The 24,617-nt window shown below is 63.0% G+C and carries 23 protein-coding genes and 1 pseudogene; 10 read left to right on the top strand and 14 right to left on the bottom strand.

Annotated elements, in window-relative coordinates:
- Window positions 1–355: 355 nt before the first annotated feature.
- The 3 genes from hpnK to QOC89_RS03140 are packed head-to-tail and all read right to left on the bottom strand — an operon-like array spanning window position 356 to window position 2,798.
- Window positions 356–1,180 (bottom strand): hopanoid biosynthesis-associated protein HpnK, encoded by an 825-nt coding sequence (gene hpnK, locus QOC89_RS03130; protein ID WP_323043685.1) that lies wholly within the window; start codon window positions 1,178–1,180, stop codon window positions 356–358.
- On the bottom strand, window positions 1,170–2,444 hold the full coding sequence (gene hpnI, locus QOC89_RS03135; RefSeq protein WP_323043686.1) for a bacteriohopanetetrol glucosamine biosynthesis glycosyltransferase HpnI: 1,275 nt from the start codon (window positions 2,442–2,444) through the stop codon (window positions 1,170–1,172). The genes hpnK and hpnI (QOC89_RS03135) overlap by 11 nt, the downstream gene beginning before the upstream one ends.
- Before the next feature lie 12 nt (window positions 2,445–2,456).
- The gene (locus QOC89_RS03140) at window positions 2,457–2,798 is read right to left on the bottom strand and encodes a hypothetical protein (protein ID WP_323043687.1); all 342 of its coding nucleotides are present in this window, start codon (window positions 2,796–2,798) and stop codon (window positions 2,457–2,459) included.
- A gap of 350 nt (window positions 2,799–3,148) precedes the next feature.
- Here QOC89_RS03140 and QOC89_RS03145 point away from each other — a divergent pair, with 350 nt between their 5' ends.
- Window positions 3,149–3,808 (top strand): response regulator transcription factor, encoded by a 660-nt coding sequence (locus QOC89_RS03145; RefSeq protein ID WP_323043688.1) that lies wholly within the window; start codon window positions 3,149–3,151, stop codon window positions 3,806–3,808.
- Window positions 3,808–5,208 (top strand): ATP-binding protein, encoded by a 1,401-nt coding sequence (locus QOC89_RS03150; RefSeq protein WP_323043689.1) that lies wholly within the window; start codon window positions 3,808–3,810, stop codon window positions 5,206–5,208. Before QOC89_RS03145 ends, QOC89_RS03150 begins: the two co-directional genes overlap by 1 nt.
- A 21-nt stretch (window positions 5,209–5,229) precedes the next feature.
- Here QOC89_RS03150 and QOC89_RS03155 read toward each other — a convergent pair whose 3' ends face one another.
- The 4 genes from QOC89_RS03155 to QOC89_RS03170 all read right to left on the bottom strand — a co-directional run bounded on the left by QOC89_RS03155 (window position 5,230) and on the right by QOC89_RS03170 (window position 9,520).
- On the bottom strand, window positions 5,230–6,252 hold the full coding sequence (locus QOC89_RS03155; RefSeq protein WP_323043705.1) for a lysylphosphatidylglycerol synthase domain-containing protein: 1,023 nt from the start codon (window positions 6,250–6,252) through the stop codon (window positions 5,230–5,232).
- Between the two features lie 89 nt (window positions 6,253–6,341).
- Window positions 6,342–7,526, bottom strand: a complete 1,185-nt coding sequence (gene hpnI / locus QOC89_RS03160; protein WP_323043690.1) for a bacteriohopanetetrol glucosamine biosynthesis glycosyltransferase HpnI — start codon at window positions 7,524–7,526, stop codon at window positions 6,342–6,344.
- On the bottom strand, window positions 7,523–8,944 hold the full coding sequence (gene hpnJ / locus QOC89_RS03165) for a hopanoid biosynthesis associated radical SAM protein HpnJ (RefSeq protein WP_323043691.1): 1,422 nt from the start codon (window positions 8,942–8,944) through the stop codon (window positions 7,523–7,525). Before hpnJ ends, hpnI (QOC89_RS03160) begins: the two co-directional genes overlap by 4 nt.
- A gap of 372 nt (window positions 8,945–9,316) precedes the next feature.
- The gene (locus QOC89_RS03170; RefSeq protein WP_007181784.1) at window positions 9,317–9,520 is read right to left on the bottom strand and encodes a cold-shock protein; all 204 of its coding nucleotides are present in this window, start codon (window positions 9,518–9,520) and stop codon (window positions 9,317–9,319) included.
- 381 nt (window positions 9,521–9,901) lie between these two features.
- On the opposite strand from QOC89_RS03170, the gene QOC89_RS03175 reads away from it, so the two are divergent.
- A complete protein-coding gene (locus QOC89_RS03175) occupies window positions 9,902–11,347 on the top strand; it encodes an NAD-dependent succinate-semialdehyde dehydrogenase (protein WP_323043692.1) in 1,446 nt (481 codons plus the stop codon).
- 100 nt (window positions 11,348–11,447) lie between these two features.
- The gene (locus QOC89_RS03180) at window positions 11,448–12,023 is read left to right on the top strand and encodes a GNAT family protein (protein ID WP_323043693.1); all 576 of its coding nucleotides are present in this window, start codon (window positions 11,448–11,450) and stop codon (window positions 12,021–12,023) included.
- A 69-nt stretch (window positions 12,024–12,092) separates the two neighbouring features.
- Here the strand turns inward: QOC89_RS03180 and kdgT are convergent, their stop codons facing one another.
- Window positions 12,093–13,109, bottom strand: coding sequence for a 2-keto-3-deoxygluconate transporter (kdgT, locus tag QOC89_RS03185; RefSeq protein ID WP_323043694.1), 1,017 nt, complete (start codon window positions 13,107–13,109; stop codon window positions 12,093–12,095).
- 386 nt (window positions 13,110–13,495) lie between these two features.
- Between kdgT and QOC89_RS03190 the strand changes: the two are divergent.
- From QOC89_RS03190 to kdgR, 3 genes and pseudogenes are all read left to right on the top strand, one after another.
- Window positions 13,496–13,711, top strand: a pseudogene (locus tag QOC89_RS03190) (5-deoxy-glucuronate isomerase); the annotation flags it as partial.
- A 117-nt stretch (window positions 13,712–13,828) separates the two neighbouring features.
- Window positions 13,829–14,584: a 2-dehydro-3-deoxy-D-gluconate 5-dehydrogenase KduD gene (gene kduD, locus QOC89_RS03195; RefSeq protein WP_323043695.1), complete on the top strand. Its 756-nt coding sequence runs from the start codon at window positions 13,829–13,831 to the stop codon at window positions 14,582–14,584.
- Window positions 14,585–14,748: 164 nt separating this feature from the next.
- A complete protein-coding gene (kdgR, locus tag QOC89_RS03200) occupies window positions 14,749–15,651 on the top strand; it encodes a DNA-binding transcriptional regulator KdgR (RefSeq protein ID WP_323043696.1) in 903 nt (300 codons plus the stop codon).
- 56 nt (window positions 15,652–15,707) lie between these two features.
- Here kdgR and QOC89_RS03205 read toward each other — a convergent pair whose 3' ends face one another.
- The gene (locus QOC89_RS03205) at window positions 15,708–16,640 is read right to left on the bottom strand and encodes a TauD/TfdA family dioxygenase (RefSeq protein WP_323043697.1); all 933 of its coding nucleotides are present in this window, start codon (window positions 16,638–16,640) and stop codon (window positions 15,708–15,710) included.
- 578 nt (window positions 16,641–17,218) lie between these two features.
- On the opposite strand from QOC89_RS03205, the gene QOC89_RS03210 reads away from it, so the two are divergent.
- The 3 genes from QOC89_RS03210 (at window position 17,219) to QOC89_RS03220 (ending at window position 18,068) form a co-directional block, all read left to right on the top strand.
- Window positions 17,219–17,344 carry a hypothetical protein gene (locus tag QOC89_RS03210; RefSeq protein ID WP_323043698.1) on the top strand — a complete coding sequence of 42 codons (126 nt, stop codon included), beginning with the start codon at window positions 17,219–17,221 and terminating at the stop codon, window positions 17,342–17,344.
- A 52-nt stretch (window positions 17,345–17,396) separates the two neighbouring features.
- Window positions 17,397–17,738 (top strand): hypothetical protein, encoded by a 342-nt coding sequence (locus QOC89_RS03215; protein ID WP_323043699.1) that lies wholly within the window; start codon window positions 17,397–17,399, stop codon window positions 17,736–17,738.
- Window positions 17,739–17,819: 81 nt separating this feature from the next.
- Window positions 17,820–18,068 (top strand): hypothetical protein, encoded by a 249-nt coding sequence (locus QOC89_RS03220; protein WP_218911313.1) that lies wholly within the window; start codon window positions 17,820–17,822, stop codon window positions 18,066–18,068.
- Window positions 18,069–18,086: 18 nt separating this feature from the next.
- Here QOC89_RS03220 and QOC89_RS03225 read toward each other — a convergent pair whose 3' ends face one another.
- The 5 genes from QOC89_RS03225 to QOC89_RS03245 all read right to left on the bottom strand — a co-directional run bounded on the left by QOC89_RS03225 (window position 18,087) and on the right by QOC89_RS03245 (window position 24,385).
- Window positions 18,087–18,335, bottom strand: a complete 249-nt coding sequence (locus tag QOC89_RS03225; protein ID WP_323043700.1) for a hypothetical protein — start codon at window positions 18,333–18,335, stop codon at window positions 18,087–18,089.
- Between the two features lie 365 nt (window positions 18,336–18,700).
- Window positions 18,701–19,873, bottom strand: a complete 1,173-nt coding sequence (locus QOC89_RS03230; protein WP_323043701.1) for a 4-hydroxybenzoate 3-monooxygenase — start codon at window positions 19,871–19,873, stop codon at window positions 18,701–18,703.
- A gap of 559 nt (window positions 19,874–20,432) precedes the next feature.
- Window positions 20,433–22,250: a serine aminopeptidase domain-containing protein gene (locus tag QOC89_RS03235; protein ID WP_323043702.1), complete on the bottom strand. Its 1,818-nt coding sequence runs from the start codon at window positions 22,248–22,250 to the stop codon at window positions 20,433–20,435.
- Window positions 22,251–22,272: 22 nt separating this feature from the next.
- The gene (locus tag QOC89_RS03240) at window positions 22,273–22,533 is read right to left on the bottom strand and encodes an acyl carrier protein (RefSeq protein ID WP_323043703.1); all 261 of its coding nucleotides are present in this window, start codon (window positions 22,531–22,533) and stop codon (window positions 22,273–22,275) included.
- Window positions 22,534–22,735: 202 nt separating this feature from the next.
- Complete coding sequence (locus QOC89_RS03245; protein WP_323043704.1) at window positions 22,736–24,385, bottom strand: amino acid adenylation domain-containing protein; 1,650 nt, start codon at window positions 24,383–24,385, stop codon at window positions 22,736–22,738.
- Window positions 24,386–24,617 lie beyond the last annotated feature (232 nt).

A 24,617-nucleotide genomic window follows, 5' to 3' on the forward strand; every position in this document is an offset into this window, starting at 1 on the left:
CCGGTCCTGGCGACAGGCTTGGCGCCGGGCTTGGCCGCAGGCGCGGCTTCGGCGCGTGCCGCAGCCAGTTGCTTCTTCAATTCAGCGAGTTGTTCGAAACCCATAGCGCACAATCAATCGATAAAGAGAGGATTGTAGCAGCGTGTTGGATGAGACTTGTGACATGTGGGGATGCGCGGGCGCGCTGGCCGCGGTGGCTGTTCTGGCTGGAACGTTGCCCTTGTGCGGGCGGTGACTGGTTTGTTTGATTCTTTTTGCCTGCGTGGCGCTTTGTCTGCCTGCGGCAGTGGCCTTTTTCTGGTTTTTTTGCCTGCTCGGCAAACTGACACACCGCCGGGCAGGCAAAAAAACAACCTCAAAACTTCAGCACATCCCCAAATCCCCCCACCCTCGCCCCCAACCCCCGAATCCCCTCAGCGACCCTCGGCGACAAGAGCGCCTGCAACTCCTCACCATGCCGATACTTCCGCATCCCACGACTCAAAACCTGATCCCCGGCAAGCGCCGGATGACAATAAATCTCCCCCACCCCATCGGGTAAATCGCCCAGCGCCGCAAGCCACGCCGCCTCATCCATCCGCCCACTATTAGCAATCCCAACAACATAATCGTTATGCACAATCCCCGCCCGATCCAACCTCGCCCGCACCTGCGAGATCCACGGCCGCAACCACACCGGCGCGCTAGCCTCGAACGGCAAACGCATCGCCCGCATCCCATACTCGCGGCCGATCTCCAGAATCAACCCAAGCACCGTCGGATGCACATGAAAATGCTTGTGGGTATTGACGTGATCGAGCGTCAAACCCGTCCTCGCGAAAGCCTCGAACTGCGCGCGAATCTCCCGCGCCAACTGTTTGCGAACATGCGGCAAAAAGAAAAATCGCACCCCGTCGCGCACCATGTTGTCGCCAAAGCGGCCATCCTTGTCGAGCAACGCGGCAATCCCCGCGCGCGGCGCGACCGCGTCGCCGTCAGCCAGCACCAGATGCAGCCCAACCCGCAACGCGGGCAGCGCGCGAGCACGCGCCACCGCATCATCCGCGGCAGGCGCACCGATCATCAGGCTCGCGGCCGTCAATACGCCGTGCCGGTGCGCCTGCTCGACCGCCAGATTCACCCGCCGATGCAGCCCGAAATCGTCGGCCGTCACGATCAGCCCGCGCGGCTTACCCGCCATCCGAAGTCTCCATCACATTCATCGCGCTCAACGCGGCACCTTGCGTCGTCGGCGCATCGACCGGCACGCGTGCGCCACGCCACGTCACATGCGAACCGAACGCGCCCGCGATCCATTGGCATGCCAGCAACGTATCGCGCAATGGCACGAGCGGCAAATCGCGCCAGAAAGTGCGTTTATGACGCGCGGCGCGTGCATGCAGCAGCATGCGCGCGGCAAAACCGGCCACCGTACTGACGCCGCTCGCGAACGCCGCCCACAGGTGCACGCCGTCGAAGGGACCATTTGCAAGGCCGCTGGTAAGCCAGGCGCCCGCAAAAAGCCATGGCGTCGGGAACGTGACGAACAAAAATGCAAAGCCACGCGGACTCACCGAGCGGATCGTGCGCAACCAGCGCGTCTCACGCTGCCACAAGGCGGAAAAAGTCGGCTCGATGACGTCGGTGGCCACCATCACCCGCGAAAGCACCGTACGAAGCCCCAGCGCGCGCACGTGTTCGGCGAGCCAGTAATCGTCCGCGAGACAGTTTTTCAGGGCCTCGAATCCGCCAATGCGCTCGAGCGTCGCGCGGCGTAACGCAAGCGTCGCGCCGAAACCGAACCGGCGCGACCCCGCCGCATGCGCGACCCGCACCGACGGCGCAAACCACTCGTTGATGAAGAGCGCGCCGACCCGTGGCCAGAAACCGCCGACGCCTTGCGCCACGTACAAACAGGTCACCACCCCCACACGCGGATCGGCGAGCGGCGCCGCCACGCTGTCGAGATAGTCGGCTTCGACCGCGATGTCGCTATCCGCAATCACAATCACGTCATGGCGCGCCCGCGCCGCCATGTTGATCAGATTGCTGACCTTGAGATTGCTGCCGTGCACCCGCGTATCGACCGCCAGCTCGATGTCGCAAAGCGGAAACGCGGCCTGCAGACGGCGCACCACGGCAATCGCGGGATCGTCCGGCGACGACACCCCGAGCACGAGCTGGAAGTGCCCGCGGCGCTGGTCGCAGAAGGTTCGGAGATTCTCATAGAGACGCGGCTCGGCACCGCATAGCGGCTTGAGCACGCTGACGCCGACATTCGCAAAAGGATGTTGCAGATGCGAAGCCTGGGCGGCGGCGCTCGCGGCGTGCGTCACACGCGCGGCCCGGGTACGGCGCATGGCGAAGAACGGCATGGCCACCGCGGCCACCATCGCATAGAGCGAGGCCGAGACGCAACCGGATAACAGGATCCACTGGTATGCCGTCAATGCGTGTGCCGCCATCGCCAGTTTCCGTCAATGCCCGGCGAGCACAAATGGCCTGCCGGTAAAGCGCAGATGAAGAATCACGAACCAGCGCCGCGGACAATCCGCTTCGATCAAAACGGGCCGGCCGGCAGGCGTTGCATGGTGGCTCTGAATAGCGAGGTCGAACGCGGCGTGTGCGAATTGACGCATCACGAGGACGCCGCCAACAATCAGTGCAAGCGCAATAAACTGGAACGTCGTGGAGCTAAACACCTTCTGGGAAACCGGCAAGATCAGCAGCCCGAGCAACGCGAGCGCTTCCGTACCCATGGCCGCGAGCGAAGCCGCCATCAGATGGGCTCGCAGCATGTCGGCGGTGACTGGCTTCATGGCTTGGTCTCGTGGCCTGAAGAAACGCACGGCAACGTGGCGTGGCGCGAATAACGGGCAAATACATCGACGAAAAGCACCGGAAAAAAGCCACCGGTACATTCCGTCGAAGTGCTTACGATCAAGTTGCGATGATCTGACAACACGGCGCATTTCGCGCGCTCATGTCGAGCCACGCGACAATGACCTGTTGAGGCGCGATGGTAGCGATTCAAGCTGAAGGAAACCTTAAGGAAGAACAAGGTATAAAGCGTGTCGTGAACATGACCGTTACACTGCCGGTAGGCGGCGTGGTGCTTGCGTAAGCGCTACTGGCGCCATGAAATAGACATCGAACGGAATTGCTCCCCATGCGTGTACTTCTCGTAGAAGACGACGACCTGATCGGCTGCGGCATCGAAGCGGGACTGCGTCAAGCCGGTTTCACGGTCGACTGGGCACGCGACGGCCACAAGGCCAGCCTCGCCCTCGACACCACCGCCTATGCACTCGTCCTGCTCGACCTCGGCTTACCCAGAGTACCGGGCATGGAACTGCTGAAACGGCTGCGCGACGCCGGCAAGGACGTGCCGGTGCTGGTGCTGACGGCGAGAGGCACGGTGGTGGACCGCGTCGGCGGCCTCGAAGCCGGCGCCGACGACTACCTCGGCAAGCCCTTCGATCTGACCGAGCTGATCGCCCGCTGCCGGGCGCTGCTGCGCCGCGCGCAAGGGCGCAGCGTCGAGGTGATCCGCTATCAGGACCTGACGGTCAATCCCGCCGCGCAAACCGTCGAACGCAGCAATGCGCGCGTGCCCCTCACTTCGCGTGAATGGGCGATCCTGATGCAGTTGCTGACCAACCAGGGCATTCCTCAGTCGCGCTCGCGTCTTGAAGAGAGTTTGTATGGATGGCAGGAAGAAATCGAAAGCAATGCGATCGAGGTCCATGTGTCCAATCTGCGCAAAAAGCTCGGCACCAAATTGATCAAGACCGTGCGCAATATCGGCTACGTAGTGGAGAAAACGTAATGTCGGCATCCATCCGTCGACGTCTGGTGCTGCTGGTCCTGACCAGTATCGTGATGATCTGGGGCATCGCGCTGATGTCGAGCTATCGTCAGGCCACGCGCGAAGTCGGCGAATGGGAAGAGGCGCGCCTCGCGGAACTCGCGCAAATCCTCGCACTGCTCGACGAGCGCAATCTGACCGTGCTCGCCAACGCGCGCATCGACGTGCGCGAAGAAGAAAAAGGCGGCGAACCCGGCGCCAACAACAGCGACGACGACGACACCTTGCCGCGTGACGCGCTCTTCCAGGTACTCAGCGCGAACGGCGAGGTACTCGCCGGCAGTCCGCAATTGCACGCGCTGCACGCGTGGGATTTGCCCGTGCCGCCCGCAAGCGGCGCGCAAGACATGACGCTGGGCGGTCAGGTGTGGCACTCGTTCACCTTGCGCGATGCCGCACTCGGCCACACCGTGCGCGTGTTCGAACCGGCCAATACACGCAGCGACCTGGTGAGCGGGGTCGCGAGCCGGATCGCCCGGCCCACCCTCATCGCGCTGCCGGTGCTGGCGCTGCTGGTGTGGTTCAGCATCGGCTGGAGCCTCGCGCCGTTGAAGACGCTCTCGGGCGCCATCCGCGCGCGCGACATCAATCGGCTGGAACCGGTCGACATCGGCCGGGTGCCGACCGAGGTACGGCCACTCGTCGACGCGATCAATCTGGTGCTGTCGCGCCTGCGGCACTCCCTCGAGCGCGAACGCGCGTTTACCGCCGACGCCGCCCATGAACTGAAGACGCCGCTCGCCGCCATCAAGGTGCAGGCCCAAGTCGCCCTGGCCGAACCGGACAGGGCGTTACAGCGGCTGGCGATGGAACGCGTGGTGCAAGGCGTCGATCGCAGCGCGCGGCTCGCCGAACAGTTGTTGCTGCTCGCGCGTCTGGATGTGCACGAAAAACTTTCCACCGCGCCGCTCAGGCCCGCGGCGGTGGCGAAAGACGCGGTGCTTGCCAACGAACGCAACGCGCAGCAGAAGAACATTCGCGTCACGCTCATCGGCGACATGCGTGCCGAGATCAATGCGGAGCCCGTGCTAATCGGCATCCTGCTCGACAATCTGCTGGATAACGCCATCAAATACGGGCATGCCGGCGGCTGTATCGAAGTGGCGATACAGCACGAGGTCGGCCGGGTGCAGCTCTCGGTGCGCGACGATGGCCCCGGCGTCGCGCCCAGCGATCTCGCGCGCCTCACGAACCGGTTCTTCCGCGCGACCGGCACTCAGGCCACCGGCAGCGGACTCGGCCTCTCGATCGTCGCGCGCATTGCCGAGCATTTCGGTGCGAACCTGCATCTCGGCACCGGGATCGCAGAGCAAGGCCTCGCGGTGGAGGTGTCGTTTCCCGCGTATGCGGGCGCGGATTGAAGGTGTCGCGCTCGCGCCGCGCTAGCGCCGGCCCGTTTCACTCACGGCGGTCCGCCCTGCGCGTTCCGCCCGCCCCGGCTCGCGATTCGACGACTCGGCAAACTGCCACGCAATGAGTCCGGGCACGAAGATCAGCAGATCACGAATGCGCCGCGCGCCGGCGAGTGCGAGGCAGATGGAAGGATCGAGACCCAGCGCGCCGCCGATCAGAATGAAGCCGCCCTCCTGCACACCCAGGGCGCCCGGTACGAAGAAAGCCGCACTGCTGATCGCCTGGATCAGCGACTCGAACACCACCGCTTCGACCAGCGTGATCTGAACGCCGAGGAAGTACAGCGCGAGCCAGATCTCCAGCGACGTCAGGAAGCATTGCAGCGGTTGCCAGAAGAACAGATAGCGCAGCACCGCGCCGCGCCCGCGCCAGATCAGCTTGATGGCCTGGTCGATCTGCGCGGACTCGCCGACCAGCGCGGCGAGCTTGCCGCTCGTCAGACGATTGAGAACACGCGTGATGCGCTCGAACGGGCTGGCATGCTGCACGAGCGCGAACAGCACCAGCAGTGGTGTCAGCACCACCACGCCCCACGCCAGTTGCCCGGCGAGCCGCAAGGTATCGGAGTGCGCATGCGCGAATAGAAAACCGATGCCGACCATCGTGAACAGCAACTGGCTGATCACCGTGAGCTGCATGTCGACGACGATGCTGCCGACCGCCATCGGCGGCTGCACGCCCCAGCGCTTGAGCATCCGGAACGACACCACCTCGCCGCCGATACGCGCCACCGGCAACATGCCATTGACGGATTCGCGCACCCAGACCAGATGCAGCATCGCCGCGATACCGGGCCGGTTCGCGCCGCGAATCAACAGGCGCCAGTCGCAGGCATTGGCGAGCATCGGCAAAACGTGTGCGAGCGAGGCCAGAACAAGGCCGGCGCCCGCAGCGCGCAATGCGCCGAGCACGGCGCCGGGATTGTCCTGCCAGACCAGCCACAGCGACACCAGCAAGCCGGCAAGCGCGGCGATGCGGCCGAGATGCTTCATCACGCGGCCACCCCGCGTGCTTGCTTCAAGGCCGTCACGTCCACTGGCCTGCGGTTGCTAGCCGCTTCAAAAGAGCCATACATCATGCCTTACCCAACCTGCTGTTCATCCGTCATTCCATCCTGCACAGCCGACAACAGGCCGTCGCCATCCACCTTGAAACTGAAACCGCGCCAGATCACGCGCGAGGACCAGAAGCTCGCCACGAAAATCGAAAACGATACGATATCCCACAACGGCAACAGCCACAGGTCGCGACGCGCCTGCTGCAACGCGCGATCGGACAACAGTTTCAGTACGAGCCGCGCGCATACCGCGACCAGCGCGAGCGGCCACGACCACAGCGCGCCGCCCGAGAAGGCGATGGCCAGCAGCGCGAAAGCGAGCGGATGAATCAGCGCCGAGCCGAGATGGCCGAGCGGATCGATGCGGCGAATCGTGCGGCTCCAGCGCAGTTCGTGCGCGATCAGTTGCGTCGCGCTCGATTCCACGCAGGCATGCGAGATCGTGAATGGCGGAATCACCACCTTCTCGCCGATCATGCGCACGGCCTCGCCGATTGCATGGTCTTCGGCAAGATGCTTCACGAACGGCGTGAATCCGCCGATTTTTTCGAGGGTTTCGCGGCGCATCGCAATGGTCTGCCCAAAGCACGGACGGGCAAGCCCCAGCGCAAGTCCTGTCACCACGCCGGGCAGGAACTGGTAGTTGGTGGCCTTGGCCGACATGCGCGGCCAGAAACCCGGATCGGGCGCACCGCGATACACGCAGGTGACGAGACCGACGCCAGGCTTCTGCAACTCGCCGATCACATTGCGCAGATAATCCGGCCCGACGCTGACGTCGCTGTCGGCGAACACCAGCACGTCGTGCCGGGCCTGCGGCAGCATATTGAGGATATTGCTGATCTTGCGGTTCGGTCCGTACAGGCGCGGATCGGCGACCACGGTGATATCCGCTTCGGGATGCAGCCGCCGCAGATCGTCGACGGTTTGCAAGGCGGGGTCGGCCGAATCGTGCACGCCGAACAGGAATTGCACGGGCCCCGGATAATCCTGCCGGCAGAAGCTCGACAGATTGGCGAGCAGCGCCCACTCATTGCCATGCAACGGTTTGACGATCGTGACCGGCGGAAAACTGGTCGGCTCGGACACCGCTCTCGCGAAGAACCGGCCGATCAGCGCACCGGCCAAGACCGTGTAGGCGATGCCGAAAACCGCCCCCGCCGCACACGCATAGGCCAGCGTGGCGGCGAGCAGATGCAGGGCGCTCACGCCTCGTGAGCGCGCAGGAAGCGGAAGAATTCGACGCCTTCGCGTAAGCGCCGTTTCATCATGTCCCAGCTTGTCAGCATCTCACGCAGAATTTCCCAGATCTTCGACGGACGGAAATAGAAGCGCTTATAGAAGTTTTCGAGCTGGTGGTAGATCTCGTCGCGCGACAGATGCGGATAGCCGATCGCCGCCAGTTGCACCCCGGACTTGCTGACGAGATTGATGACCTTGTTCTCTTCCAGCCAGCCGTTCTCGACCGCCTGGTTGTAGAGCGTCGTGCCCGGATACGGCGCGGCGAGCGACACCTGGATCGTGTGCGGATTGATTTCCTTCGCGTACTCGATGGTCTTCTGGATCGTGTCCTGGGTCTCGCCGGGCAGCCCGAGAATGAAGGTGCCATGAATCTTGATGCCGAGCTTGCGGCAATCTTCGCTGAAACGCCGGGCAATGTCGGTACGCAGACCTTTCTTGATGTTCAGCAGAATCTGATCGTCGCCGGACTCGTAGCCGACCAGCAGCAGACGCAGGCCGTTTTCCTTCATGATCTTCAAGGTCGCGTACGGCACGTTCGCCTTCGCGTTGCATGACCACGTCACGCCCAGTTTCCCAAGACCGCGGGCGATTTCCTCGACGCGCGGCTTGAAGTCGGTGAAGGTGTCGTCGTCGAACATGATCTCCTTGACTTCAGGCATGTTGTCGCGAATCCACTTCACTTCTTCGAGCACGTTCTCGACCGAACGGGTGCGGTAGCGATGCCCGCCCACCGTTTGCGGCCACAGGCAGAACGTGCATTTCGAACGGCAACCGCGGCCCGTGTAGATGGACACGTAGGGGTGCTTCAGATAGCCGATGAAATAGTTGTCGATCTTCAGGTCGCGCTTATAGACGGGCGCCACGAACGGCAGCTCGTCCATGTTCTCGAGAATCGGACGCGCTTCGTTGTGCTCGATCGAACCGTCGGGCGCGCGATAGCTCAGACCTTTGATGCCGGCGAACGGCTTACCCTCGGCGATTTCCTGGCAGGTGAAGTCGAATTCTTCGCGGCAGACGAAATCGATCGCCTCGCTCGCGGTCAGCGAATTGTGCGGATCGACCGCGACCTTCGCGCCGACCATGCCGATCAGCACCGCGGGCTTGCGCTTCTTCAGGTCTTCGGCAAAGAGCGCATCGGTGGGAAACGAGGGTGTGCTGGTGTGAATGACCACCAGATCGTATTGCTGCGCGATCTCGAGCGATGCGTCGACGGACAGACCGTCGGCGGGGGCGTCGAGGACGCGGCTGTCAGGCACGAGCGCGGCAGGCTGCGCGAGCCACGTCGGATACCAGAAGGAGCGCACTTCACGCTTGGCCTGGTAGCGCGAACCCGCGCCGCCATCGAAGCCGTCGTACGACGGCGCCTGTAAGAACAGGGTCTTCATGGATGCTCCAGCAAGCCTTAGGTTGGCGCTTTCAGTTTTCCGTCGGAAAACTATCGGAACTATTGCCCGGTGGGACATGCCCCGGGCAAAGGGATCGCGCAAATACTACGGAGCAAAGCTGAAGGAAACCTTAAGGAAAATACGTCTCGCCGCAGCGCGAACGGAATTGCTCGATGTGATTATTGCGGCGCGGAACGTCTATGTTCAACGCGGTTGGCGATTGGCGATTGGCGGGTGGCGGTTGGCGTGCGGCGTTTCCTGTGTGATGCGTCGCGCTCGGCGTTTTACGCGAAGCGCGAGTAAATCGTGCTGGCCGCACGCAAAAAGAATCGGCCGGTCCACGCACCTGCATGCGCGGACCGGCCACTCCTTTCACACCGGCTTGATATCCGCTGCCTGCTTACCCTTCGGTCCCTGCTTGATTTCGAAGCTGACCTTCTGGTTTTCCTGCAGCGACTTGAAACCTTCGCTGCGAATTTCCGAGAAATGGGCAAACAGATCCTCGCCACCGTCGTCCGGTGTGATAAAGCCAAAGCCCTTCGCGTCATTGAACCACTTCACTGTACCGGTTGGCATGTCGATTCCTCGTGCACCTTGGTTGATTGGGTTGCATTCGCCGTCTTTCGCCTGCCGTTTTCGAGTCTTGCCCTGGGTGCTGCGTTGGCCCACCCCTGGCATCATCGAAAACTGTCGGCTGCCGCCGGTTCCTGCTACTGCTGCTTGACTTTACGCCTGTTTGAGCGGCGCCGCTCAAGCAAGCGTTTCTCCGCCGCGGCAAGCGGAGCAGCAAGACGCGTGCCGCGCACCCGCTGTGACCGCATCGCCGGTGCGATCGCGCGCAATCAGATAAGATAATTGATTCGGCAGTCCATCAATGGGCGCGCAAGTCAGCTTATCGCTCCGCGATCCGCCTCACGACCGCGCGACCGCTCGCTTTCCCACTAACAGGAACCCAGCATGGCCACCTCGAGCTATACCGATACCCGACTTCTGATTAACGGCGAGTGGTGCGATGCCGCCAGCGGCAAAACTCTCGACGTCGTCAATCCCGCCACCGGCAAGGCCATCGGCAAGGTGGCCCATGCCGGCATCGCCGATCTGGACCGGGCACTGGCCGCCGCTCAGCGCGGCTTCGAAGCCTGGCGCAAGATTCCCGCCAACGAGCGCGCCGCGACCATGCGCAAGGCCGCCGCGCTGGTGCGCGAGCGCGCCTCCGACATCGGCCGCCTGATGACGCAGGAACAGGGCAAGCCGTTTGCCGAAGCGCGCGTCGAAGTACTGGCCGCAGCGGACATTATTGAGTGGTTCGCCGACGAAGGCCGCCGCGTCTACGGCCGGATCGTGCCATCGCGCAATCTGGCGGCGCAGCAAACGGTGCTGAAGGAACCGATTGGCCCGGTGGCCGCATTCACCCCGTGGAATTTCCCGGTCAATCAGGTCGTGCGCAAGCTGAGTGCGGCGCTTGCATGCGGCTGCTCGTTCCTCGTGAAGGCGCCGGAAGAAACCCCGGCCTCGCCCGCGGCGCTGCTGCAGGCCTTCGTCGAAGCAGGCGTGCCCGCCGGCACGGTCGGTCTCGTGTTCGGCGATCCGGCTGAGATTTCGAGCTACCTGATTCCGCATGCGGTGATCCGCAAGGTCACGTTCACCGGTTCCACGCCGGTCGGCAAGCAGCTGGCCGCGTTGGCCGGTGCGCACATGAAACGCGCCACGATGGAATTGGGCGGTCATGCGCCTGTCATCGTAGCCGAAGATGCCGACGTGGCATTGGCCGTCAAGGCCGCCGGCGGCGCGAAGTTCCGCAATGCAGGCCAGGTTTGCATTTCGCCCACGCGTTTTCTGGTGCACAACAGCATCCGCGAAGAGTTCGCTGCGGCGCTCGTCAAACACGCTGAGGGCCTCAAGCTCGGCGACGGTCTGGCGGAAGGCACCACCCTGGGGCCGCTCGCCAACGCACGCCGTCTCACCGCGATGAGCAAGGTGCTCGACGACGCGCGCAAGACCGGCGCGAAGGTCGAGACGGGCGGCGAACGCGTCGGCTCGGAAGGCAACTTCTTCGCGCCGACCGTGCTGACCAACGTGTCGCTGGAGTCGGACGTGTTCAACAACGAGCCGTTCGGCCCGATCGCCGCGATCCGCGGTTTCGACACGCTCGAAGAAGCCATCGCTGAAGCGAATCGTCTGCCGTACGGTCTGGCGGGTTATGCGTTCACGAAGTCGTTCCGCAACGTGCATCTGCTGTCGCAGCAGATGGAAGTCGGCATGTTGTGGATCAACCAGCCTGCCACGCCGTCGCCGGAAATGCCGTTTGGCGGCGTGAAGGATTCAGGTTATGGCTCGGAAGGCGGTCCGGAAGCGATGGAAGGCTATCTGGTCACCAAGGCGGTTTCGGTGATGGCGGTCTAAGACGGGTCTTTCAGACTTTTGTCGGCTGACTGCGAAAGGCCCGCGAACGCGCGTTCGTGGGCCTTTTTTCCTGTTATTGAACCACCCCACCCTCGAATCCATGCAACTCACGCTGACCGGACACACGGTTGAACTCAGGCCGCTACAGCAGGACCACGCGCAGGGTCTGCTCGACGCCGCCGCCGACGGCCAGTTGTGGAACATGAAGCTGACTGTCGTGCCGGGCCCCGAAACCATCGGCGGCTATATTGCAACCGCACTCGATGGACGCGCGGCCGGTACGGTAATGCCGTTTGTGATCGTGAGACGCGATACGGGGGCGATTGTCGGCAGCACGCGGTTCTGGAAAATCGACCGGGCGAACCGGAAACTGGAAATCGGCCACACGTGGCTGGGCGAATCGGCGCAGCGCTCGGCGGTGAATACCGAGGCGAAGTACCTGTTGCTGGGTCATGCGTTCGAAGCGATGCAGTGCGTGCGCGTGCAGTTCACGACCGACGAGCTCAACGAGAAATCAAGAGCCGCAATTTTACGGATCGGCGCGAAGCAGGAAGGGATTGTCCGGCACGAGCGGATCATGCCGGATGGGCGTAAGCGCAACTCGGTGCGCTTTAGCATCATCGATGAAGAATGGGCGCAGGTGAAGGCGATACTGGAGGAGAAGCTGCGGCGGTGAGCCCCGCCCCAGGTTACTCACTTCAAGCGCCACACGTTCTCGCACAACAAACTAGCGCCGCACGCCCTCTCAAACGTGCGCGTCCCGCTCCTTGAGCGGCGGCTGCGCCGCCCCTGCAAACTCCTCGCGCAACGCATCCCCCGCATGATGCCTGCGCACCCACAGCGCGGTCAGAATCGGCACGAGAATCGCGGTCACGAGACAGGCGGTCGCCACCATCGCCGTCGCTGCCGGCACCAGTGGCTTGAAGCGTGGAATCATCTCGCCGATGATCGCCGGGTTCGCCACCGCGGCCCCCGCCGTCGACGACGCCGCCAACCCCGCCGCCCCATTGCCGCCCGCAATCCAGCGGTCCGCGAGAATCAGCGGAATCCCCGTCACGACGATCACGCCCAGACCCAGCACGATCCCCGGCAAGCCGCTCTTGACGATCACGCTCAGGTCGATGCCGTTACCCAGCGCAAAACCGAAGAACGGGATCAGCGGATGCACGCACCGGCCGAAGAATTCGCGCAACTCGCCATCCAGATTCCCGAGCGCGAAGCCGATCAGAAACGGCAGCACCGCACCGACGAAAAGCCGCGGCTCGAAGAACGCGACGCCGGTTGCCCCGAGAATGATCATGCTGACGAGCGGCCCCGATTCGATCGACATCAGCACGAACGCGCCCGCCTCCTCCTTGGTGCCGTATTGCTGCATTACAGCCGCGTAGAGACCGCCGTTGGTCATGTCCATCGAGGTCGTGATCGCGAGCACGGAGAGACCGGCGAACAGCCCGGCTTTGACGCCGTCGATCGGAATGAAGCGGGCAGCAATCAACGTCGCGATCCAGGCCACCACCATTTTGGTCACGAGCAGCGTGCCCGACTTGCGCAGCACCACGCCCGTCGCCCGCAAGTCGATCGTCGCGCCCATGCAGAAGAACCACACCGCCAGAATCGGCACGGTGCCGGTGATCAAGCCATTGGTGAACGAGCCGAGATATTTTCCCGCGCCCGGCGCAAACGTGTGAACACAGGCGCCGAGCAGCAACGGCACCAGCATCAGGCCGCCTGGAATGCGGTCGATAGCCTTCTTGAGCTTCATGCCTCCTCCATGGACTTTGCGTCCAGTTATCGGGTGGATCACCCGGGGGTAATTGTCCCGTTCTTACGCCGGGCGACTCCCTTTCGGCGCAATATAGCATCACGATAGGAACAACGTTCCGATTTTGATAGACTTCCGGCTCATCGTTTACCCTCTTTCTGTCGGTGAGTCTTGCCACACTTGATGCGGCAGTGCGATATATCGGACCGACGTTCCAGAATCGATATTCTGCGCTACAGTCGAGAGCAGAACGACGCCGCAAGATGACGCCGGCACGGCACAAAGACGCCGCAACAAGACACCCATCCCGACCGGAGAAGAGAACAATGGAAGTGAGACAGAGCATCAACAGCGAATACGCGAAGACGCTGGACACCGCGGGACTTTTCAACATCGCCGACGACGCGGCCGTCTTCCACATGCTGGGCGAGCCGGGCGAAACGCGGCACATCCTCGTGCACAACGAACAGGCCGTGATCTCGCCGAGCTGGTCGATTCACTCCGGCGTCGGCACGCGTGCCTACACGTTCATCTGGGGTATGGTCGGCGAGAATCAGGTGTTCAGCGATATGGATCACATCGCGGTCCGCGACCTGCGTTGAAGGCGAGCTCGCGTCGGGCCCGGAACTGCGCAGACTCCAGAGCCACACGCACCCAAACAGACACACAAGCACCAGTGACACCCCAGGCACCGCGAACGACATAGGGACCTACGCACCGTGAACACCTTCGATCTGACCGGCAAGGTCGCCATCGTCACTGGCAGTAACACGGGCCTTGGCGCCGGCATGGCCGTCGCGCTCGCCACGGCCGGTTGCGACATCGTCGGCGTGAGCCGCGCCGACGCCGGCGAGACGCCCGCGCTCGTCAAAGCGGCCGGGCGCCGCTTCGCGGACGTGCGCGCCGACCTCGCATCGATCGCCCCGGTCGACGATATCGTGCGCGCCGCCCTCGAAGCATTCGGCCGCGTCGACGTGCTCCTGAACAACGCGGGCGTCATCCGCCGCGACGACGCACTCGAATTCAGTGAAGACGACTGGGACGCCGTCATGGACGTCAATCTGAAGAGCCTGTTCTTTCTTTCGCAGGCCGTGGCGCGACAATTCGTGACGCAGCAAAGCGGCGGCAAGATCATCAACGTCGCGTCGATGCTGTCGTTCCAGGGCGGCATTCGCGTGGCGTCGTATACGGCGTCGAAAAGCGGCGTGCTCGGTCTCACGCGCTTGCTCGCGAACGAATGGGCCGGGCATGGCATCAACGTGAACGCGATCGCGCCGGGCTATATGGCGACCGCGAACACGGCCGCGCTGCGCGGTGACGCGCAGCGTAACGACGAAATTCTCGGCCGCATTCCAGCCGGGCGCTGGGGTACGCCGGAGGATCTCGCGGGACCGGTCGTGTTCCTCGCCTCGTGCGCGTCGGACTACGTGCACGGCCATACGCTTGCCGTGGATGGCGGCTGGCTGGCGCGCTAGCGTGGCGGCGGCGAAGCTCACGCGGCTCGCGGGACGCGGTATGCTCTCGGCGCCGGGGTCCGGCCGGCGCACGGGCCGGCGCTGTCGGCAGCGGGATCAGAGCGGGTTTTGAATGCGTTCTCAGCGCGTTTTGAGCAGACAGGCATCAACAGGGAATGACAGACATGGCGGCAATCGGCAAACAGCGCAAGGACGACGACATCGCCCACCAGCCGGACGCGGACAGCACAGGCTGCGCGGCCAACGAGCGTGGCGAATCGGCGTCATCGGTCGGGCGGGTCTTCGCGATTCTCGGCGCGATCGGCGACAGCGGACAGATCGGCATCAGCGAACTGTCGCAGAAGCTCGGCATGTCGAAAACCACCGTGCACCGCGTGATCCAGACGCTGAAGGCGCTCGGCTATGTCACGCAGGAAATCGAAACCGAGCGCTACCGGCTGACGATCCGCCTGTTCGAACTCGGCGCGAAGGCACTGGAGAGCGTCGACCTGGTGCGCGAGGCCGACCTCGAGATGCGCCGCATCGGCCAGGTCACGCGCGAGGCGGTGCACCTCGGCGCATTCGACGAAGACGCCATCATCTACATCCACAAGATCGACGCCGACTACGGGTTGCGCATGCAGTCGCGAATCGGCCGCCGCAATCCGTTGCACAGCACGGCGATCGGCAAGGTGCTGCTGGCGTGGATGGACCCGGCCGAAGCGCGCGAGGTGCTCTCGCACGTGGAATTTCGCAAGTCGACGCAGAAGACGCTCGCCAGCGCCGACGCCGTACTAAGCATCCTGCCGCGCGTGCGCGAGCAAGGCTACGGCGAGGACAACGAGGAACAGGAAGAAGGACTGCAATGTCTCGCGGTGCCGGTGTTCGACCGCCTGGGCCGCGTGATCGCCGGCCTGTCGATTTCGTTTCCGACCATGCGCTGCGGCGCCGATACAAAATCGCACTACGTCGCGCTCCTCAAGCAATCGGGGCTCGCGATCTCGACGCGGCTCGGTTACCGCGACGCGAGCGCGCCGGAGCATCTGGCGATCGAACAGGGTTCGCCTCAAACACGAACGCGCCGCTAGCCTGGGCCTCGATCAGCAGCCCAGGCTAGCGGCAGAGGCGCGCCGGCCCGAGTGGTTCAAGCGGCCTTCGCAGCCGGTTTCGGTTCGACGCTGCGTGTAAAGCTGCGGCGACCGTCGACGCTCACCGGCACATCCCCCTTCAACGTCACGCGCCGCACCACACGGTGCGCATCGCCGTAATCGTTGACGGCGTAGTGCTGGGTCGCGCGGTTATCCCAGATCGCAACGTCGCCTGCCTGCCAGCGCCAGCGCACGATGTTCTCGGGTCGCGTCACATAGGCTTGCAGCAATTCCAGCAGATGTGCCGACGCACCCGGCGTGAGTCCGACGAAGCTCTTCACGAAATGCCCGAGAATCAGCGTCTTTTCGCCGCTTTCCGGATGAACGCGCACGACCGGATGCTCGGTCTCATAGCGTGTCGATACAAACGCTTCGCGATAGCGTTTGAACGCTTCGACATCGCGTCCGCGCTCGCCGACGCTGGCGTGGTTCGCGTAGTCGTATTCATTGCTGTGCACCGCCCACAATTGTTCCGCGAGTGCCTTGAGCGGCGGCGGCAGATCGTCGTAAGCGGTGGCGGTGTTCGCCCACACCGTGTCGCCCCCTACGTCCGGAATCGTCACGCCGCGCAGAATCGATGCCTGAGGATACGCATCGACGAAAGTCACGTCCGTGTGCCACGAATTCGCGCGGCCGCCGCGATGCGAATCGAGTTCGAGCAGGTAGTCGGTGCCGTCGATCACCGGCACCGTCGGATGTGGGACCGGCTCACCGAACAGCTTCGCGAAGGCTTCCTGATCGGCGTCTTGCAGATGCGTCTGGCCGCGGAAAAAGATCACCTTATGGCGCACCAGCGCGGCGCGAATCGCTTCGACGGTTGCCGGTTCAAGCTGCGCCGACAGGCGCACGCCGCGAATTTCCGCGCCGATGCGGCCGGTGACGGGATGAACGTCCAGTGCGCTGGACGTCGCGAGACTGAGATTCGACATGCGATGCAACTCCTGAGGTTGAGGACGGGACAGTCGGCGCGCCATGAGGCACGCAGCGCGACAACCTTGATCTGGACTCGACGGTGGCTTCAACCGTTGCAAGGCGAATCAGTTCGTCAGCGCGTCGGTCGATCTAACCAGTGTTGAGGGCGCACGTAAAAGACTTGTTTTTTCTGTGCTTATCACGCACCCGGGAATAACCATCGAGTGGATGCCATGACGTCGAAATCGTCATGATCGAGGCCGCATCTTCCAGGTCTGCAACTGAATGTATCCGTTGGGCATACGGCCAACGATATGCCGGGTCGTGTGTGTTGCGGTTGTTCACACGTATGCACGCAGGTGCCGGCGCCCGGTGAATGCATGACGGTGCGACGCTTTTCATAGCGTGCTCAACGGGTTGGCCGCTGACCGCGTGCGAGTGGAACGGCTAATCGCAGCGCGGCGACGCATTCCCCGCACTGTGCTGTGTGCACAGCCGACACGCGCAGGAATCGACACGTCCTGTTACACACGAACACACCGGTAATCCCGCGGGTCCGTAGAGTTCGATCACATGCAATCGGGAGAACAATTTCATGAAACGAATTTTCGCGCTGGTTCTTTTGGCGATCACCCTCGGCAGTGCATTGGGCGGTTGCATCTTCGTCCCAGAGGGCGGTTATCACGATCATAACCACTATCACGACCACGACCGTTACTAAGCGCCGTCACAGAGCGCACTCCACTCTCAATCGAAAAACCGGGAATAAAAACATGAACAATTCACGACACCGCTGGCTGTCCATTGCAATCGTTGCAAGTCTGGGGATTGGGGCATCTTCCGTCGCGCTGGCGCATGTCGACGTCGGCGTGAATATCGGCGTGCCGGGTGTGGCCTATGCGCCCGCGCCGGTCTATGCTCCGCCGCCGCCCGTAGTGGTGGTGAGTCCTGGCTGGCAAGGCGACCGCTATTACGACGGCCACCGCTATTGGGAACGACGCGAGTGGGAAGCCCGCCATCACGAGCGCAAATGGCATGATGCGCGCGGCTACCGCGACGGCCCGCATGGCGATTGGCATGGCCATGACGACGATCACGGTCGCGGCGATCACTGACGATGCATGGGCGGTGGCGGCGCCACTCAAACCACGGGCCCGCACACGCATTTACGCCACACCCTTTGCAGGAGTGACGATTTGATACGCAGCGATCCACGGCGCGTAACGGCGCAAATCAACGGCACAGTCATTTCCGCCGAATACAGCGAACAGACCGGCCAATTGTGTTTGCGTCAGGATGGCGCCGTGCTTCGCGAATGGTTTCCACCTCATTCGTGGATCGCGATTGCGTCGGTCGCCGGCGCGCGGCACTGGGGTACGCGGCCGAGTGACGAGGATCTTCAGGCCTTACTGCGCAATGAGATGACGCTGTTGCGCGCGCAATGAACGCTCAACGTGCGTCGCCTAACGTGCGTTGTAGATCGGCGGCGAATAGGAGCTTACCGTCGTATCGCTGCCGTGACCGGCTTGCCATGTGCCGCGACTGCTCGAACCGTAACCGCTGGTATCCGACTGAGGCGCGCTTTGCTGCCCCGAGACTTGCGTCTGCGCGCCCTGTGCGTTTTGCGGCGCCGGCTGACTCGATTGCGCAAACGAAGCGATCGGAGCGCCGAGAACAACGGCAATAGCAACAGCGTTGATGAGCGATTTCATGAAACCACCTCCAGAGATTGGCTGATACGCGCCGCAGATGTAACGCGCAGTACGGTAAGAGACAGTCTAAGGGTGGACCCGGTGCGGATAAATCCTGCATTGCTGAATTCACTGTTTCTGTTGGCACCACAATGGCGAATGCCCGTCCCATCATCGGTTTGTCGATGCGGGCCGGGCGCTGCGAAAGTCGTGTGCGCGAGAAATTGCCGCATGCACTCGGCTTCGAAAACGCAGCACACTTCAGCCGCTATTTTCGCAAGCAGACGGGCGTAATCACGACCGAGTTTCAAGCCGCGGCGCCCCGGGATTCGTCGCTTAACCGAGCATTGCCTGCTTCATCCCACCGCGCCACGCCCACCGCGCTGTTATACGACCGCGACGCCTACATAGTTCTCCGCCATCGCGGTCGCAGCCGCGCGCGACGTGGTTACATACTCGAGCTCGGCGACTTGCAGTTGTTGCTCGAACGGCGATGCGCCTTCAATGCGGTGCATCATGCTCGTCATCCAGTACGAGAAATGTTCGGCGCGCCAGATGCGTTTGAGCGCGGTTTCACTGTAACTGTCGAGCAGATCGGTGCGATTTTCGACATAGAACGCGCTCAGCGCCTTGGTCAGCACACGCACATCGGCGACGGCGAGGTTCATCCCCTTGGCACCGGTGGGCGGCACAATATGCGCGGCGTCTCCAGCGAGGAAGAGCCGGCCATGCTGCATGGTGGCCGACACGAAACTGCGCATGCCGACAATGTTCTTCTGGAAAATCTTGCCGTCGACGATTTTCTGGCCGTCGTGCGAATCGACGCGTGCGTGCAGCTCAGCCCAGATTCGATCGTCAGACCAGTTGTCGACGGAATCTTTGGGATCGCACTGGAAATACATGCGCTGCACGTTCGGCGAGCGCGTGCTGATCAGCGCGAAACCACGCTCGTGCCGCGCGTAGATCAGTTCATCCGACGAGTGCGGCCCTTCGCACAGAATGCCGAACCAGCCGAATGGATAGACGCGCTCGAAGTCCTTGCGCAAACTCTTCGGAATCGATGCGCGCGAAACACCTTGCGAGCCGTCACAGCCGATTACGAAATCGCATTGCAGTTCGCATGCTTCGCCTTCGTGACGGTAGCGGATCGAAGGCCGATCGGTATCGATACCGTGCAGCGACGTCTCCGTCACGCTGAAACGCAGCGCGCCGTCGGCCGCAACGCGCGCGGCGACCAGGTCCTTGATGACTTCGTGCTGCGCGTACACGGTGATCGAATGACCGGTGAGTCCGGTCAGATCGATGCGTCGCCGCTTGCCTTCGAACGCCAGTTCAAAGCCATGATGCAGCGCGCCCTCGGCCTTCATGCGCTCGCCGACGCCGGCTTCGGTAAGCAGGTCCATCGTGCCCTGTTCGAGCACACCCGCGCGGATCGTGGATTCGATCTGTTCGCGAGTACGCGATTCGAGCACGACGGAGTCGATGCCGCGCAAGTGAAGAAGATGGGAAAGAAGCAGGCCCGCGGGCCCGGCACCGATGATGCCAACCTGGGTGCGCATGAGTTGTCTCCTGAATGCGGCGTTTGATATGCACGCAGTTTGACAATCATGCGGCGTATCGTGCAACGCGATATGACGGATAGGCGGTATCTAGTTTTGAGATAACGGGTGGACCCGATTGAACGGCGCCGTTGGGCACAAACGTAGTCCCACGGCGCCCAGATGGCGTTTGCAGCGATTCGACGGGTAGCTGCCCGATCGTCCCGCTTTGCATGAGCCTAAGGTAAACCCCGAGCCTTTCTCGCCGCTATGGCGCCGTGTTCATGGCGGCGATGCGCTGCGTGGTTCACATCCCCCGGCATCGCGGCGGCCTCATTGCATGGTCCGTTTCTACGCGAGAAACAGCCGATAAACAGGATTGCGCGTCTCTTCCCAGTACGGATAACCCAGCGTCGTCAGAAAGCGCTCGAACTCGCTGTTCTCGCTTTCCGGCACCTGGATGCCTGTCCTCGCGCTTCAGATACACCGGATTGCGCAGCCGTGCCGACAGATTCGGCGCGCGTTCGAGTTCGGTCTCGCGGGCCACGTCGTAGACGCGCGCCACAAACCGTGCGAAAACTCACGACTGCCGCGCCTGGGCGACGCGCAAGCCGGACTTCGGCGCGACAGCATCAGGCCGTGCACCGAGCACTCTTTCGCGCAAGAACAGTTCGAACTGCGCCATCACCGCATCGCGCGCGGCATGCGAAAAAAGCGCATGGTCGACCTTGCCGACCACTTTCGCGTTGACGTTCTTCAGCTTGCCAAGCTGGTTGCCGTTCGGTCCAAAATGAATCGCCAGTTCGTCCAGCCCCTCGTCGAGCGGGCCATACATCAGCGAGGTTTGTACGCCCTTGCGCTCCAGTTCCAGCGCGAGTCTGCGGATCGCGCCACCGGCCGTCGGCCGGCCGAGCAGTCGTTCGATCGCGGTACTGGCACGCACGCTGATGCGCGCGCAGAGGCGTCGCGCGAGTTCGGTCATGATGGCGCGGCCGTTCGCGCGGCCGGTGAGCAAGCGCAGCCATTTGCGCGGATTGCGCATGGAAAGCCGATAAACGCCGCTCGACGCAACGTGCCGGGTGCTGAGCTTCGTTTGCGCGCCGCCCCACTCGAAGAACGGCAGATTGACCAACGCGCAGCCAATCACGCCGGCATGCGCCAGCGCCGTATGCATACTCACGTAAGCGCCCGTGCATACGCCGAACATGACGGTCTTCGGATGACCCGCCGCCGCGAGGCAATCGACCCCGGCTTTGGCGTCCGCCACCGCGTGCCGGGCGTACACCATGTCGAGCGTGAGCGAGTCGTCACGGCGAACGCTATCGCCGAGACCGCCGAGGTCCATCCGCAACGACGCGATCCCAAGCGCCGCGAGGCGCCGCGCCATCAGCACGGCAATCCGGCTATCGCCAACCCGGTGTACGCCGCCCGTGTTGACGAACAGCACAGCAGGCGCACCGTCGAGCGCGCGCCGCGGTTGGCAGAGTATGCCGACATAGCGGCCGCCGCCGAACACGACGGGCGTTTCGAAGCCGTCCGCGAAATCGATCCGCGCGGCGCCCCCCGAATCGACGATCGCCGCCGCGGGCTCGCCCGCGCTGAGCGCGCTTGCGCCGAGCCACTCCAGCACGCTGTCGAAGCCACGGCGCGGCGGCACGCTGTAGCGCGGATCGAGCAGGAACTTGCCGTATTCGCTGAACACCTGCAGATCCGCCTGTGCACCCTGAGCCTGATAATGCGCGACCAGCCGCTTCACGCGCGCGCCCTCACCCAGATCCTGCACCAGTACGCGCCGCGCGGGACGTTGCAAACGCAGTTGGAGATCGACGTTCGCGAGAGATTCAAGCGTGTCGGGATAGAGGCGAAATCCGTGTGCGCCGACCGTGTGTCCGAGTTCGGTGTCGTGGCCGCTTTCGAGTCCGATTTGCGCGCTGAGCCAGCTTTGATGCTGCATCTCCAACTCACGGATGTAGCTCTTGCCCGAACTCACCGGCGCCAGCAGCACGAGATTTTCGACACCGCCGAGCTCTTCGGCAGCCAGCGTCGCGAGCGTGGCGCCGAGACGCAGCCCGCAGAAACTCAGCCGCGTTACACCGGTTTCAGCACGCAGCCACGCCGCGGCCGCCTTGATGCTGTCGAGCCATGCGCGCAGGCGCTGCGGATCTTCTTCGCTGCCGCTCGAGTCGCCGGTGCCGGGATAGTCGAAGCGCAACGCGGGCATGCCGCGCACGGCGAGCGCCTCGGCGAACTCGCGCCAGCCGCGATGAACGCACAGCGCCTCGTAGCCGAACGGGTTGCACAGCACGACCCCCAATGCGGACTGAGCGCCCGACGGCCGGTGCAGCCATCCAAAACAGCCGTCGAAACTAACCGGCCTCATGGTAGGAAGGTTCGTCATGATCGCTCGCGGCGGCGCCACGTCAAGTTCGCAACGCGAGCGACTCTTCCGGCACGATTCGCGCAATCGTGCTTGCAAGCGAATCGATGCTCTGAAACAGATCGTGCGTAATCAGCGCGCCTGGAATTTCGATCCCGAAGTTCTCTTCGATGGCCATCATCACGCGGACCGCGCCGAGCGACGATAGCCCCGCCGCATAGAGATCTTCGTTGTCGCCGAGCGTGTCGACCGGCACGTCGAGACAGGCGGTCTCCCGAAGAATGCTGCGCACATGATCTTTCATTTGATACCCCCGATACCTGAATTTTTACGCAAGACATCGATGCATCGAGAACCTGCAGGGATGTGCCGCTTTTACTTGGTGCTCGTACCTGGCTTGTATTGGGCTCGTACCTGGCCCGATCCCAGATAGTCTCTACTTCTAAAAAATTTCCAGCGTGTGAAGAAACTCTTAAGCCATCCAAATCATTGTGTCGTGCGGCCTGTCAAGTGACCACGTCGCCGCTTGCACAGCGTTCGGCGAGCGCCTTCCTGTCAATCTTGCCGTTCACATTGAGCGGCAACACGTCGAGCGTCACGATCCGTTGCGGCACGGCGTACGCGGGCAGGCGCTGGCGGCACGCCTGCAAAATCTGCACAGCGCTGCCCTGGGCGTTCGTCACGAAGGCAATCAGGCCGCCAGCCTGGCCCGCTTCGTCGACCGGCCAGGCGACCACCGCGCAAAGCGCAGTGTGGCTGCATGTCCGGACGACGTGCTCGACTTCTTCGAGCTCGATCCGGTTGCCGCGAATTTTGACCTGCGTGTCGAGCCGCCCTTGAAACACGATGCCCTGCCCCGCTACTTCGCGCGCGGCGTCCGAGCTTCGATACCAGCGCGACGAGTCGTAGCCGGGGTACGTCATCGAAACGAAGCGGCGATTGCCGGGCTCGTCCGCCGATAGATAGCCCGTGGCCACCTGAGGGCCGCCGATCAGCAGTTCGCCGCTTGCGCCGGGCACGACCGGCTTTAACGCAGCGTCGACGATCAGCAGTTCCATCCCCGGCAATGCACCGCCGAGCGGCATGACCGCGTGCTGTGGATCGTCGGCGAATTCCGCCGTGACTTCGAATGCCGCGCAGGCCACCGTGGTTTCGGTCGGCCCATACATGTTCAGCACCCGGCTGTTCGGCGCGGCGCGCCGCCACGCCTCGACCAGCAAACGCGGCAACGGCTCGCCACCAAAGATCGTCACACGCACGCTCGGAAATTCGTTCTGCCCCAGTTTGCGGAACTGCTGCATGAAACCGGCTACCGACGGCACGCTGCTCCAATGCGTAATCGCGTGCTCCTTGATGAAGGCCCAGTTGTAGATCGGCTCGACGGTCTTCGGTACATACAGGCAGCCGCCGTTTGCCCAGCACACGAACATGTCGTGTACCGAAGGATCGAAAGTGAGCTCGCACAATTGCGCATAGCGCGCGCGAGGCACCCTACCGAGCATGTGCAGTTGCCCCGCTACGTAGGCGTCAGCGTTCGCGTGCGAAATCGGCACGCCTTTGGGCGCACCGGTCGACCCCGATGTGAAGAGGATGTAGGCGAGATCGTGCGGTGCGCGGGGGCTTCGTGATTCTGTAACGCGTGGCTCGGAAGTCAAACTCTTCAGGCTGTCGGCACAGGAGGCCAAAGCGGTACGCGTGTCTGGAGTCTCCTGAGTGCCTTGAGTGTCGTGAGCACCCTGACCATCTCCCGCGTCCTCTTCGCTTTCATCGTCGAGCAACAAAATCAGAGGACAGTCGTCAAGCAGCGCCAACACTTCGTCGAGCAACGTGGCACAACGCTGATCGACCAGCAACAGCGGCGCGCCCGACTGCTCTATCACCGCGGCGATGCGCGCGGCGGGGACGAGCGGATTGAGCGGCACATAGGCGAAGCCGGCCTTGAGAATCCCCAGCAGTCCCGCATAGGCAGCCACGCTGCGATGCGCGAACAGCAGGCAGCGCCCGGGCCGGCCGGCCGGCATCGCGGCCGTTACATCAGCGGCGATCCGGCGCGCCTGCGTGGCGACGTCGTCATAACAATAGAGTCGTTCATCGACCCACAGCGCGGGACTATCCGGCTCGCTCGCGGCAGTTTCGAAGAAGAAGGAATCCAGCATTCACGGCCTCGGTCCATTGGGCATCGCACCGGAGTCGCATCGGCGTGCCCTGAGCGGCGCGCGAGCAGTTGCCAGTCATGCCGGGAGCACACGGCCAGGCAGCGGAGCTACCCGGCGACGCGCTGCGTTATCGCAGGAAAATTTCACAACAAAGATTCACGGACGACACCCGGCGAAATCGCTTCGACAAGCCAATGGCTTGGGGAAGACGGTCGTCAGGTCTTCGTAAGGT

Source organism: Paraburkholderia sp., from assembly GCF_034668105.1.
Taxonomy (GTDB): Bacteria; Pseudomonadota; Gammaproteobacteria; order Burkholderiales; family Burkholderiaceae; genus Paraburkholderia.